The sequence below is a fragment of the Bifidobacterium italicum genome, from assembly GCF_002286915.1.
In the GTDB taxonomy this organism is placed as follows: Bacteria; Actinomycetota; Actinomycetes; order Actinomycetales; family Bifidobacteriaceae; genus Bifidobacterium; species Bifidobacterium italicum.
Genome location: NZ_MVOG01000003.1, coordinates 60,550 through 73,998, shown reverse-complemented (window position 1 = coordinate 73,998; position 13,449 = coordinate 60,550). Strand labels below are relative to the sequence as shown.

General features: G+C 64.6%; 12 protein-coding genes. 11 read left to right on the top strand and 1 reads right to left on the bottom strand.

All coding sequences use genetic code 11. From position 1 onward, the window contains the following. Positions 1-3 precede the first annotated feature (3 nt). The 8 genes from pstC (B1400_RS00825) to B1400_RS00790 all read left to right on the top strand — a co-directional run bounded on the left by pstC (B1400_RS00825) (position 4) and on the right by B1400_RS00790 (position 8,660). Positions 4-978, top strand: a complete 975-nt coding sequence (gene pstC / locus B1400_RS00825) for a phosphate ABC transporter permease subunit PstC (RefSeq protein WP_095612582.1) — start codon at positions 4-6, stop codon at positions 976-978. Further along, positions 975-1,967, top strand: coding sequence for a phosphate ABC transporter permease PstA (gene pstA / locus B1400_RS00820; RefSeq protein ID WP_095612581.1), 993 nt, complete (start codon positions 975-977; stop codon positions 1,965-1,967). The genes pstC (B1400_RS00825) and pstA (B1400_RS00820) overlap by 4 nt, the downstream gene beginning before the upstream one ends. A gap of 72 nt (positions 1,968-2,039) precedes the next feature. After that, positions 2,040-2,819 carry a phosphate ABC transporter ATP-binding protein PstB gene (gene pstB, locus B1400_RS00815; protein WP_095612580.1) on the top strand — a complete coding sequence of 260 codons (780 nt, stop codon included), beginning with the start codon at positions 2,040-2,042 and terminating at the stop codon, positions 2,817-2,819. A 364-nt stretch (positions 2,820-3,183) separates the two neighbouring features. After that, positions 3,184-4,305 (top strand): phosphate ABC transporter substrate-binding protein PstS, encoded by a 1,122-nt coding sequence (pstS, locus tag B1400_RS00810; protein WP_095612612.1) that lies wholly within the window; start codon positions 3,184-3,186, stop codon positions 4,303-4,305. Positions 4,306-4,323: 18 nt separating this feature from the next. After that, positions 4,324-5,328, top strand: a complete 1,005-nt coding sequence (gene pstC / locus B1400_RS00805; protein ID WP_095612611.1) for a phosphate ABC transporter permease subunit PstC — start codon at positions 4,324-4,326, stop codon at positions 5,326-5,328. Further along, a complete protein-coding gene (gene pstA, locus B1400_RS00800; protein ID WP_201260175.1) occupies positions 5,325-6,326 on the top strand; it encodes a phosphate ABC transporter permease PstA in 1,002 nt (333 codons plus the stop codon). The genes pstC (B1400_RS00805) and pstA (B1400_RS00800) overlap by 4 nt, the downstream gene beginning before the upstream one ends. 18 nt (positions 6,327-6,344) lie before the next feature. Then, positions 6,345-7,124, top strand: a complete 780-nt coding sequence (pstB, locus tag B1400_RS00795; protein WP_095612579.1) for a phosphate ABC transporter ATP-binding protein PstB — start codon at positions 6,345-6,347, stop codon at positions 7,122-7,124. Positions 7,125-7,265: 141 nt separating this feature from the next. After that, a complete protein-coding gene (locus B1400_RS00790) occupies positions 7,266-8,660 on the top strand; it encodes an NCS2 family permease (protein WP_026644659.1) in 1,395 nt (464 codons plus the stop codon). A gap of 187 nt (positions 8,661-8,847) precedes the next feature. Here B1400_RS00790 and B1400_RS00785 read toward each other — a convergent pair whose 3' ends face one another. Further along, positions 8,848-9,789, bottom strand: coding sequence for a metal ABC transporter solute-binding protein, Zn/Mn family (locus tag B1400_RS00785; RefSeq protein ID WP_235607236.1), 942 nt, complete (start codon positions 9,787-9,789; stop codon positions 8,848-8,850). A gap of 735 nt (positions 9,790-10,524) precedes the next feature. Here B1400_RS00785 and rplJ point away from each other — a divergent pair. From rplJ to B1400_RS00765, 3 genes are all read left to right on the top strand, one after another. Beyond that, positions 10,525-11,046 (top strand): 50S ribosomal protein L10, encoded by a 522-nt coding sequence (gene rplJ / locus B1400_RS00775; protein WP_095612577.1) that lies wholly within the window; start codon positions 10,525-10,527, stop codon positions 11,044-11,046. 114 nt (positions 11,047-11,160) lie between these two features. Continuing rightward, a complete protein-coding gene (gene rplL / locus B1400_RS00770) occupies positions 11,161-11,541 on the top strand; it encodes a 50S ribosomal protein L7/L12 (protein ID WP_024541000.1) in 381 nt (126 codons plus the stop codon). A gap of 771 nt (positions 11,542-12,312) precedes the next feature. Then, on the top strand, positions 12,313-13,155 hold the full coding sequence (locus B1400_RS00765; RefSeq protein ID WP_095612576.1) for a CTP synthase: 843 nt from the start codon (positions 12,313-12,315) through the stop codon (positions 13,153-13,155). Positions 13,156-13,449: the final 294 nt, after the last annotated feature.

Here is a 13,449-nt window from a genome sequence, read left to right as displayed (position 1 = left end):
CCCATGACATCGGCATCGAAACCCTCCTCATCCTCCGCGTCGTCGCTGACGAAACCGGTCAGCGGCGAGAAGGCCGACCGCGTCTTCCGCGCCGTCGCCTACGCCTGCGGCATCCTGATCCTCGTCGTGCTCGCCGCCGTCGCACTGTTCCTGCTGTTCCGCGCATGGCCGCTCATCGGCGGCGACCAGCGGACGAACGGCGAGGTCATCGCGAACTTCACCGGCGGCCGCGCGACGAACTTCTGGGGCTACGTCGGCCCGCTGCTGTTCGGCACCGTGCTCGTTGCCGCGCTCGCGCTCGTCATCGCGTTCTTCGTCTCGATCGGCATCGCGCTGTTCATCTCGCATTACGCGCCCAAGCGCCTCGCCGCCGCGCTCAGCTACATCGTCGACATCCTCGCCGCGATCCCGTCGGTCATCTACGGTCTGTGGGGCGGCCTCGTGCTCGTGCCGGCGATCTACCCGTTCTGGAACTGGGTCGCCGAGCATCTCGGCTGGATTCCGCTGTTCGCCGGCCCCGCCGCGAACCCGCCGCGCACGGTGGCGACGGTCGCGCTCGTGCTCGCGATCATGATCCTGCCGATCATCACGTCGATCACGCGGGACATCTTCCTGCAGACGCCGAAACTGCTTGAGGAGGCCGCGCTCGGCCTCGGCGCGACGAAGTGGGAGATGATCCGCCTTTCGGTGCTGCCGTTCGCGCGTTCGGGCATCGTTTCGGCGTCGATGCTCGGTCTGGGTCGTGCGCTCGGCGAGACGATGGCCGTGCTGATGATCCTCTCGCCGGGGCTCAAGTATTCGTTCCATCTGCTGCAGGCGTCGCAGAACCAGACGATCGCCGCGAACATCGCCGCCCAGTACCCGGAGGCGGACAGCATCGGCGTCTCGGTACTCATCGGCACCGGCCTCGTGCTGTTCGTCATCACGTTCCTCGTGAACCTGCTGGCGCGGCGCATCACCGAGAAAGCGAGCAAATGATGGCCCAACCGCAGTCCTCGCCTAAGGCCGACAAGGCGCCGGCCATCGATTTCGACAAGTTCAACCCGACCCGTTCGTATACGGCGGCGCGCAAACGCAAGGACGTCGCGATGCGCGCGCTCATCATCCTCGCCTTCGTCGTCGCGCTGATCCCGCTCGTCTCGGTGCTGTGGACGACGCTCGTGCACGGCGCGCGCCGCCTCAACTGGGATTTCCTGTCCCATAACATGACGAACGTCATCGGCGGCAACCAGACGCCTTCGGGCGGCTACGGCGGCATCCTGCACGCGATCGTCGGCACATTGGAGATCACGCTCGGCGCGATGGTCATCTCGATCCCGATCGGCGTCATGTGCGCCGTCTACCTGATCGAATACGCCGGCGGCTCGAAGCTCGCGCGCACGATCCATCTGCTCGTCGACGTCATGAGCGGCATCCCGTCGATCGTCGCCGGCCTGTTCGCCTACTCGATGTTCGCGATCCTCGTCGGCCCCGGCACGCTCAGCGGTTTCGAGGGTTCGGTCGCGCTGTCGCTGCTGATGATCCCGACCGTCGTCAAGACGACCGAGGAGATGCTCAAGATCGTCCCGAACGACCTGCGTGAGGCGTCGCTCGCGCTGGGCGTCACGAAGCAGCGCACGATCACGAAGGTCGTATTGCGCACGGCGCTTTCCGGCATCGTCTCCGGCTCGATCCTCGCGATCGCGCGCGTCATCGGCGAAACGGCGCCGCTGCTGATGACGGCCGGCTACATCGTGTCGACGAACGCGAACCTGTTCTCGGGGGAGATGACGACGCTGCCGGTCTACGTCTACCAGGAGTACTCGAAGTACCACGCGAACTGTCCGGCGGACGCCGGCAGCGGCTGCGTCACCGGCATCCCGATGGAACGTGCGTGGTCGGCCGCGCTCGTGCTCATCGTCATCGTGCTCATTCTCAACCTCATCGGCAGGATCGTCGCGAAGGTCTTCGCGCCGAAGAAGAAATGAGCAGGCGGGCGCGCCCCGGCACGACGTACGCATACGCATGCAAGGCAGTTCAGGCAGTCAAGGAAGGAACGTATGGGACAGCAAATCGACGTCAATCATCTCAACATCTACTACGGCAATTTCCTCGCCGTCGAAGACGTCAACCTGCATATCGCGGCGAACAAGGTCACGGCCTTCATCGGGCCTTCGGGTTGCGGCAAGTCGACGGTGTTGCGCTCGCTCGACCGCATGCACGAGATCACACCGGGCGCGCATGTGACCGGCGAGGTGCTGCTCGAAGGCAAGAACCTCTATGCGAAGGACGTCGACCCTGTCGCGGTGCGCCGTGACGTCGGCATGGTGTTCCAGCGGCCGAACCCGTTCCCGACGATGTCGATCCGCCAGAACGTGCTCGCCGGCGTCTCGCTCAACAACCGCAAGATCGCGAAGTCGGACGCCGACGATCTCGTCGAGTGGGCGTTGCGCGGCGCGAATCTGTGGAACGAGGTCAAGGACCGCCTTGACAATCCCGGCATCGGCCTGTCGGGCGGCCAGCAGCAGCGGCTCTGTATCGCGCGCGCCGTCGCCGTGCATCCGCAGGTGCTGTTGATGGATGAGCCGTGCTCGGCGCTCGACCCGATCTCGACGCTCGCCGTCGAGGACCTCATCGAGGAGCTCAAGAGCGACTATACGATCGTCATCGTCACGCATAACATGCAGCAGGCGGCGCGCGTGGCGGATTATACGGCGTTCTTCAATCTCAAGGCGGTCGGCCAGCCGGGCCATCTCGAGTACTTCGCCGATACGTCGACGATGTTCAACAACCCGCAGAACGAGGAGGCGGAGCGTTACGTCTCCGGCCGCTTCGGCTGATCGGGCGCGGCGTCGTCCGCGCGGCACCCTGCGCGGCACGCAGCGGCGGCGTTGCACCCGCGTTTTCTTCGAGGTCCGCTCCACGCAATGTGGGGCGGACCTCATTTTTATTGTTCCTAACGGCGCGGCGTCGAGCGGGCGGCGTACGCCGTCGAGGCCGCCATGCAATGTTGGGCGACTGTTCACTTGGTGTTCACCGAAACCGCGCAGCGGCTCCCTGCCGCCGTTCTAAGCTGGAAGCACAACGAGGAATCAACCGGGGCATCGACCCGGAACCCGTTGAACAATGCACAATGCAATGCGTATGCAAACGCATCATCGTACATCGTATGCATAGAGAATCAAGAGAACAGTGAGCACCATCATGCACAACCAAATCCCCATGCGCGCCACGGCCGCCGTCTGCGCCGCCGCACTGCTGGCATCGCTCGCCGCCTGCGGCGACAACACGGCGTCGGGCGCATCGACGGCGCAGGCCGCAGGCGCCGCCGCGCTGGGCGGCGAATACGCCGGCGCCGGCGCATCATCGCAGCAGAGCGCCGTCGAGGCGTGGATCGAGGGGTTCCGCGGCGTCGCGCCGAACGCGACCGTCGCCTACAACCCCTCCGGCTCCGGCGCGGGCGTCAGCGCATTCCTGACCGGATCGACGGTCTGGGCCGGCTCCGACAAGGCGCTGAGCGACGACGAGGTGGCGCAGTCCAAGAGCGTGTGCGCCTCGGGCACCGCCTTCGACGTGCCGGTGTACATCTCGCCGATCGCCGTCGCCTTCAACCTCGAGGGCGTCTCCGACGCCGGCAGGCACGTCAACATGGACGCGGCGACGATCGCCGACGTCTTCGCCGGCAGGATCACCCGCTGGAATGACGAGCGGATCGCCTCCCAGAACCCCGACCTCGACCTGCCTGATCTCGCGATCACCGTCGTGCACCGCTCCGACAAATCCGGCACGACGCTCAACTTCGTCAGCTATCTCAAGGACGCCGCACCGGACATGTGGGACTACGAACTGTCCGAGAACTGGCCGAACGAGGTCGGTCAGGGCGCCAAAGGTACGTCCGGCGTCGTCTCGACGATCAGGCAGGCGAACGGCACGATCGGCTACGCCGACTTCTCGCAGGTGGCCGGCCTCGGCACCGTCGCCGTCAAGGTCGGCGACGCCTACACGCCGATCTCCGCCGAAGCCGGCTCGAAGGTCATCGCCGATTCGCAGATCGATGCGAGCGTCGAAGGCGACAACCGCATCGTCGTCACGATCAACCACACGACGAAGGCGGCCGGCGCGTACCCGATCGTGCTCGTCTCCTACGACATCGTCTGTCCGGCCTACAAGGACCCCCAGGACGCGAGGTTCGCGAAGGCGTGGCTCGGCTACGTCACGAGCGCGGAAGGCCAGCAGGCCGCCCAGGCCGCGGCCGGCGTCGCTCCGCTGCCGGAGACGCTGACCGGCAGGATCACGGCATCGATCGATCAGATCAAGGTCGACTGAGTGACGGGACCCATGCCGATGCCCGGTAACGATCTGCAACGGGCCGCGGTGGACGAAGTCGCCGTAGCCCCGATTCCCAAGGGCACCGATCCGGGCGAGGCGAGGCGCGGACGCGCGGCGGACCGCATCTTCGCCGGCCTCGCCTACGGCAGCGGCCTGCTCATCCTCGCCGTGCTCGCAGCCGTCGCCGTCTTCCTGCTGCTGCGGGCATGGCCCGCGGTAGGCGGTCCGCCCGACGCCGTCGACGCCGTCGTCTCCAGCTTCACCGGCGGACGATTCGCCTCGCTCTGGGGGTACGTGCCGCCGCTGCTGTTCGGCTCGGTGCTCGTGGCCGCGCTCGCGCTCGCGCTGGCGTTCTTCGTCTCGCTCGGCATCGCCGTCTTCATCTCCCAATATGCGCCGCGGCGGTTGGTCGGCGCGCTCAACACGATCATCGACCTGCTCGCCGCGATCCCGTCGGTCGTCTACGGTCTGTGGGGCGGCCTCGTGCTCGTGCCGGCGATCTACCCGTTCTGGAATTGGATCGCCGGGCACTTCGGCTGGATTCCGCTGTTCGCCGGCCCCGCCGCGAACCCATCGCGCACCGTGGCGACGGTCGCGCTCGTCCTGGCCGTGATGATCCTGCCGATCATCACGTCAATGACGCGGGACATCTTCCTGCAGACGCCGAAACTGCTCGAGGAGGCCGCGCTCGGCCTCGGCGCGACGCAGTGGGAGACGATCAGGCTCGCCGTCCTGCCGTTCGGACGCTCCGGCATCGTCTCGGCGTCGATGCTCGGTCTGGGTCGTGCGCTCGGCGAGACGATGGCCGTGCTGATGATCCTCTCGCCGGGACTCAAGTATTCGTTCCATCTGCTGCAAGCATCGCAAAGCCAGACGATTGCCGCGAACATCGCCGCACAATACCCGGAGGCGAACGGACTGGGCGTGTCCGTGCTCATCGCGACGGGTCTCGTGCTGTTCGCGATCACGTTCGCCGTCAACTACGCCGCCCGCAGACTCACCGGAAAGGCCGCCTCATGACGACACTCGAATGCAATCCGCCGATGGACGCGCAGCGGATGCTCGCCGACCTCGACCTCGACCATTTCCGCCCGTCGCGCTCGACGGCCAACGCGCGCCGGCGCAAGGACCGGCTGATGCGCGCGTTGTTCACGGCTGCCTTCGCCGTCGCACTGATCCCGCTCGCCTCGGTGCTGTGGACGACGCTCACGCACGGCATCGGCCGGCTCGACCTGGGGTTCCTGACCCATAACATGACCGGCGTCATCGGCGGCAACCCGACTGCCGCCGGCGGATACGGCGGCGTCCTGCACGCGATCGTCGGCACGTTGGAAATCACCTTCGGCGCGATGGCGATCTCGATCCCGATCGGCGTCATGTGCGCCGTCCACCTGATCGAATACGCGCGAGACAACGCATTGGCGAAGACGATCCGCCTGCTCGTCGACGTCATGAGCGGCATCCCGTCGATCGTCGCCGGCCTGTTCGCATTGTCGCTGTTCTCGATGATCTTCGGTCCGGGCACCTTCAACGGCCTCGAGGGTTCGGTCGCGTTGGCGCTGCTGATGATCCCGACCGTGTGCAAATCCTCGGAGGAGATGCTCAAGGTCGTCCCGGACGCGCTGCGTGAGGCGTCGCTCGCGCTGGGCGTCACGAAGCAGCGCACGATCACGAAGGTCGTATTGCGCACGGCGCTGCCGGGCATCGTCTCCGGCTCGATCCTCGCGATCGCGCGCGTCATCGGCGAGACGGCGCCGCTGCTGATGACGGCCGGCTACGTCGTCACGACGAACGTCAATCTCTTCTCCGGGCAGATGACGACGCTGCCGGTCTACGTCTATCAGGAGTACTCGAAGCTCAGTGCGAACTGCCCGGCGAACGCCGGCGACATGTGCGTGCCGACGATCCCGATGGAGCGCGCCTGGTCGGCCGCGCTCGTGCTCATCGTCATCGTGCTCATTCTCAACCTCATCGGCAGGATCGTCGCGCGCATCTGCGCCGTCCACACCGAACGCTGAAAGGAATCGTCACCGAATATGGGACAGCAAATCGATGTCAATCATCTCAACGTCTACTATGGCGGCTTCCTCGCCGTCGAGGACGTCAACCTGCACATCGCGGCGAATCAGGTGACCGCGTTCATCGGGCCGTCCGGCTGCGGCAAATCGACGGTGTTGCGCTCGCTCGACCGCATGCACGAGATCACACCGGGCGCGCATGTGACCGGCGAGGTGCTGCTCGAAGGGCGCGATCTGTATGCGAAGGGGGTGGATCCGGTCGCGGTGCGCCGTGACGTCGGCATGGTGTTCCAGCGGCCGAACCCGTTCCCGACGATGTCGATCCGCCAGAACGTGCTCGCCGGCGTGCGGCTCAACAACAAGAAGATCGCGAAGTCGGACGCCGACGATCTGGTGGAGTGGGCGTTGCGCGGCGCCAATCTGTGGAACGAGGTCAAGGACCGCCTCGATCATCCGGGCATCGGATTGTCGGGCGGCCAGCAGCAGCGCCTGTGCATCGCGCGCGCCGTCGCCGTGCATCCGTCGGTCCTGTTGATGGATGAGCCGTGCTCGGCGCTCGACCCGATCTCGACGCTCGCCGTCGAGGACCTCATCAACGAACTCAAACGGGACTACACGATCGTCATCGTCACGCACAACATGCAGCAGGCCGCACGTGTGGCCGACTACACGGCGTTCTTCAATCTCAAGGCGGTCGGGCAGCCGGGCCACCTCGAGTACTTCGCCGATACGTCGACGATGTTCAACGATCCGCAGAACGAGGAGGCCGAACGCTACATCTCCGGCCGTTTCGGCTGAGCGTGCGCGCGGGCGCCGTTTCTCCATCGGCGAACGCCATGTAACACTGCGGTTTTACATGCCCGTGCTAGTTTTTTGCTGTCCTGTCTTTCGGGACGGGACAGCACACTAGAGTCCACGAGAAGAAAAACAGGGTGTTCCATGGAGAAGTTCTTCCATCTCAAGGAGAACGGCACGACGGTCAGCAGGGAATGCATGGCCGGTCTGACGACGTTCTTCGCAATGTCCTACATCATCATCGTCAATCCGCAGATCCTGCAGCAGACGGGCATGCCATGGGGCGGCGTCTTCCTCGCGACGATCATCGCGGCGATCATCGGCACGCTCGTCATGGGCCTGTTCGCGAACGTCCCGTACGCGCAGGCGCCGGGCATGGGCCTCAACGCGTTCTTCACCTACACCGTGTGCTTCGGCCTCGGCTTCACCTGGCAGCAGGCGCTGTGCATGGTCTTCCTGTGCGGTCTGATCAACATCCTGATCACCGTCACCAAGGTGCGCAAGATGATCATCAAGGCGATCCCCGAGTCGCTGCAGCACGCGATCGGCGGCGGCATCGGCCTCTTCGTCGCCTACGTCGGCCTGCTCAACGTGGCCGCCGTCACCTTCACGCCGAACGATCCGAAGGCGGCCGCCCAGGGCGGCGCCGTGTCCGCCGTGCCGGGCATGGCCACGCTCAACACGCCGACGCTGTGGCTGTTCCTCATCGGCCTGTTGCTCGTCATCGTCTTCACGATCCTCAAGGTCAAGGGCGGCATGCTGCTCGCGATCGTGCTGACCGCCGTCATCGGCATCCCGATGGGCCTGACGACGATGAACAACAGCATCTCGATCGGCGACGCCTTCGGACAGCTGCCGCAGACCTTCGGCGCGCTGTTCTCCCATGAGGGCTTCGGCACATTGTTCGCCGACCCGGCGAAGCTGCCGCTCGTCCTCGTGACGATCTTCGCGTTCTCGATGTCGGACACCTTCGACACGCTCGGCACCTTCATCGGCACCGGCCGCCGCACCGGCATCTTCTCGAAGGCCGACGAGGAGTCGCTCGAGAATGGACACGGCTTCTCGTCGAAGATGGACAAGGCGCTGTTCGCCGACTCGATCGCGACGTCGATCGGCTCGATCTTCGGCACCTCGAACACGACGACCTACGTCGAATCCTCGGCCGGCATCGCCGCGGGCGGCCGCACCGGCCTGACCTCGGTCGTCGTCGCCTGCTGCTTCGCGCTGTCGATCTTCTTCGCGCCGGTCATCTCGGCCGTGCCGAGCGCCGCGACGGCGGGCGTCCTCGTCATCGTCGGCTGCATGATGGCCGCCTCCCTCAAGGAAGTGCGCTGGGACGACATCTCCGAGGCGATCCCGGCGTTCTTCGCGTCGGTGTTCATGGCCTTCGCGTATTCGATCTCCTACGGCATCGCCGCGGGCTTCATCACCTACTGCATCGTCAAGGTCTGCAAGAAGAAGGCGGCCGAGGTCCATCCGATCGTCTGGATCGTCTCCGCGCTGTTCATCCTCGACTTCGCATGCATGGCGATCCTGTAGCGCGATGACTGCGAAGCTGTGATCCGGTCGCGCGCATATGCGGATGCGCGCGGGCACATGCACTCGGGCAGGCTCGCGCGTCGAATACGGCAAGGCCCGCGTCACCGTCGTTCGGTGACGCGGGCCTTGCCGTATTCGACGGTCCGCGCGATTAATCGGACATGAGCACGACGACGATTGCTTGTCGCTACTTGCCGCTCTTCGATTCTTCGCTCGTCTGCTGGATCTGCTTGGCGAGCGCGCGCATCCACTCGTGCAGCGACTTGTACTGGTCGGGCATCTGCTCGGTCACGTCGACGACCGGCACATTGCCGGAATCGGCGGTGGCGACGAGCTGGTCGTTCATCTCGCTCGGTTCCTGCGAATTCGTGATGAGCATGCGCATGTCGCCTTTCTTGAGGAGGTCCGTGAACTCCTTGATGTCCGACGGCGTCGGTTCCGATTCGTTCGCGGACGCCTGCTTGTAGCCCTTCGGCGTCACGTCGGTCAGGCCCATGTCCTCGGCGAGGTACTGCGCGACCGATTCGACGGCCGCGTAGTTCTTGCTGCCCTTGTCCTTCGCGAGTTCCTTGAGGTCCTTGTCGAGCTGCTGTTCCTCGTCGAGCCATGTCTTGTGCAACTGTTCGAACTGTGCTTTGTGCGCGGGCTGCAGCTTGATGTAGTCGGCGGTGATCGCATCCGCCGTCTTGATGCGCGCGTTCGCCGAGAACCAGATGTGCGGATTGTCGCCCGTCTTGACGCCGCTCACGTCGGCTGCGTCGACGACGAGCGTCTTCGACGACTGCTGCGCCGCCTTGAGCGCCCAGTCGTCGTATCCGGCTCCGTTGACGACGGCGACCTGCGCGTTCTGGATCTTCGAGATGTCGTTCGTCGTCGGCTCGTAGTCGTGCGCGTCGGTGCCGGTGTTGTTGAGGATGCTTGTGACGTCGACGTAGTCGCCGCCGAGGTCCTTCGCGAGCGAGCCCCACTGGTTGCTCGACGCGATGACGGTGATGACGGCGTTCCCGTTGCCGCCTTCGCCGGTACTCTTGCCGGCGTTCGCGGTGCCGCTGGTCGAGCAGGCGCTCACGGCGGCGACGGTCGCGATGCCGGCGAGCGTCGCGAGCACGGCGCGCATCAGTTTCTTCATATGGTTCCTCATTTCTTCGTTCGTCAGTGTATGCGCTCGCGCGCATGCGCGCGAGCCGTCGGTCGTTGATGCGACCACTGTAGCATTATTGAGAATCGTTCGCAATAAGCGGTCCTTCGGTGTGGCGCGCCGGATGGGGCGCATGGATGGGCGGGCGAATGGGGCCGTATCGGCGGGTGGCGAGGTGTGATGGGGCGGAGCCGCGGCGGTTTGCGGGCCGGTTCGTCGACGGGGCCGACGGTACGGACCGGAGTGGGTGAGTTTGTCGACGGGGCCGACGGATCGGTACGGAAGCGGGCTGCTTTACGGGTCGGTTCGTCGAGGGTTCGACGAATCGGCACGGAAATGGGTCCTGTTGTGGTCGGGGTTGTCGACGTGGTTGACGGAATGGGACGCTGTGGGTCGGTTCATCGGCGAGGTTGACGGATCGGGACGGAGATGGGTCTTGTTGCGGGTGGGGTGTCATGCGTGTCGGCGGTGTGGGGCGGTGGCGACACGCCGGGGTCGGGTCATGTCGCAGGGAGTCGGTAGATTTTCACTCTTGTAAACCACAGACCGTTGGTTGGAAGTCGTTCACGGCTTCACGAAGTTTGGTTCGCCAAGCCAGCGCAGGTTGAGAAACATAGTTCCTTGAGTATTCGAGGATGGATGCTGCTCTGCCTGTGCGCAGGGCTTTTTTATTACCCGGCCCGGCGTTCCGCCTCACAATCGACGGCCGACTTAGGAAGGAACGCCATGAAGAGGCCCGAAAAGGAAGTGGTGGTCGCCGAGCTTACGGAAGCTTTCCGTAACGCTGACGCGGTCTACCTGACCGAGTACCGCGGGCTTACCGTTCCGCAGATCTCCGATCTGCGCGAAAAGCTAGGCCGCGATACTTCCTACACTGTGGCTAAGAACACGCTGTTCCGCATCGCCGCCAAGGAAGCGGGCATTGAGGGTCTCGATGAGATGCTCAAGGGTCCTTCCGCGGTTGTCTTCGTCCAGGGAGACTTCATCGAGGCTGCGAAGACGCTGCGTGACTTCGCCAAGACCAACAAGGCCCTCATCGTCAAGGGCGGTTACGCAGACGGAACCGTGTACGACGCCGAGGGTGCCAAGCAGCTCGCAGACCTCAAGTCTCGTCCGGAACTGCTTGCCGAAATGGCCGGCGCGCTCAAGGGCACGATGTCCAAGGCCGCCTGCCTGTTCAACGCGCTGCCGACGAAGGTCGTTCGCACGATCGACGCCCTGCGCGAAAAGCAGGAGAAGGCCGCCTGATCGCCCTGCGGTTCGCCGCATAGCAATCGGTTCGGAAAAACGGAAAACCAGATAAATTTCAGGTGCGCGGAACACGACAACAACGCTGCGTGCCACGATTGAAAGGAAGCCATAATGGCTAAGTTCACCCAGGATGAGCTCCTCGAAGCTTTCGGTGAAATGACCCTCGTCGAGCTCTCCGAGTTCGTCAAGGCCTTCGAAGAGAAGTTCGACGTCGAAGCCACCGCTCCGGTCGCCGTTGCCGCTGCCGCCGCTCCGGGCGCTGCTCCGGCCGAGGAAGAGAAGGATGAGTTCGACGTCATCCTCTCCGCCGTTGGCGACAAGAAGATCCAGGTCATCAAGGCTGTCCGCGCCATCACCAACCTCGGCCTGGCTGAGGCGAAGGCCCTCGTCGACGGCGCTCCGAAGCCGGTTCTCGAGCACGCCAAGAAGGAAGACGCCGAGAAGGCCAAGGCTCAGCTCGAAGAAGCTGGCGCCACCGTCGAGCTCAAGTGATTCGCGCGGCTCAAGCCGCACATCACAGATGCTTTGTGGGAGTCCCCTGCAGTCCGCGGACTGCAGGGGACTCCTGCGTTGTGGGGGAGATCGGTTGGCCTGGGCATGGTCTGCGGGTTGGTTCGTCGACAGGGCCGACAGGTTGTCCCGGAACTGGCCTGTTTTGCGGGTCGGGTTGTCTACCATGTCGGCGGTTCGGGACGGAAACGCGGCTGCTTGCGGGTCGGGTTGTCTACCATGTCGGCGGTTCGGGACGGAAACGCGGCTGCTTGCTGGTCGGGTTGTCGACAGGGTCGATGAGCCGGGACGGAGCGGGTCGGTTTATCAACCGTGTCGAGGGTTCGGTACGGAAACGCGGGTGGTTGCGGGTCGAATCGTCGACGGTGTCGACGGAACGGGACGGAAACGCCGGTGGGGCGGGTGGTTTCGTCGGTGGGAGTAACGAATCGGGACGGAAAAGACGGCGTGATCGCGGGTTCCGCTAGGTACAGGGCCGAATTGCGGCGACGATGGTCTGCCAACCGCGGAATGTGGATAACCGGAGCGTCCGTACACATGGGTTGTCGCAGCTGGCGCGGCGATGGTCGGCGCAGATAGCGTGAGGCAGGTCAGTAATCGTGTAGGCAAAGGAGTCGGCACATGCGAGATCACGCCGAAATGAATCGTCAGCTGGATGAAGCCGAGCGGGAACGCCGATGCTTGCATCCAACAAGCAATCCCGCGCACAAGGCGTTGCTGCGCCGGGTAAGGACTGGCGAAATCGAGTCGCCGATGCCCGGATTGTTCATACGGGCCGAGCTGTGGGCGTCGCTCAAGCCGGTCGACCAACTCAAATATGTGGTGCGCGCGCTTGCGCAGTGGCATCCGGATTGGGTGTTCGGCGGCGTGGCCGCGGCATGCATGCATGGTCTGTGGCTCGAGTACAAGGTTGTGCGGCGGATTCTGCAGGATCTCACCGTTACCGTCATCTGTGAGCCGAAAGGTACCCATTGCAACAGCGCGCATATCGAAAGAAGGCATCATGCGCATGTGCGCAGCGTGGTCGTGGATGGCGTGCGTGTGACGCCACTTGCGCAGACGGTTGCCGAGTGCGTCGCTACGATGTCGTTCGTCGACGGCACGACACTGACGTGTTGCGCGCTGCGCAAAGGCGTGCGGGCGGAACTGGTCATGGTGTGCGCGGCGGAGGACGGGCTGATGAACGACGGATTGCGCAAGGTACTGCAGTACGCGAATGCGCATGCGGAGAACGGGGGAGAGGCGAAGACATTCGCCGTGCTCATCGAATGCGGATTCGTGCCGCCGGCGCAGCAGGTGGAATTCGTCGATCCGCAGACGGGGCGGCGCTACCGTGTTGATTATCTATGGCGGACGGCCGATGGCAGGCTCATCGTCGTCGAGCTCGACGGGCTGGTGAAGTATACGGATCCGTCGATGACGCAGGGACGTACGCTTGGCGGCATCATCGACGATGAGCGCGAACGGACGGAAGGGCTGAAACGCGCCGGCGTGCACACGGTGATCCGCATCAGGATGGAGGACCTCGCCGATCGTTGGGAGCTGACGAGAAGGCTCGCCGAAGCGGGCGTCCCGATGGTGCAGCAGGCGGCATGACCGTGCGGATGAGTGCGGCGGGCAGTTTCGTCGGTCCGATCGAGGGTTCGGGACGGAAACGCGGGTGGTTGCGGGTCGGGTTGTCGACGGTGTCGACGGTTCGCCCCGGAGACGGGCCGGTTTGCGGGTCGATTCGTCGACGTCACTGACAGGTCGGGTCGTAGCGGGTCGGATTGTCGCCGTAGTTGACGGTTTGGCCCACAAACTGGCCTGATTGCGGGTCGGTTCGTCGACAGCGTCGACGGGGTGGGTCGTTGCGGGAGGGTTCATCGCCGCGGGCGACAGCTCGGGCCG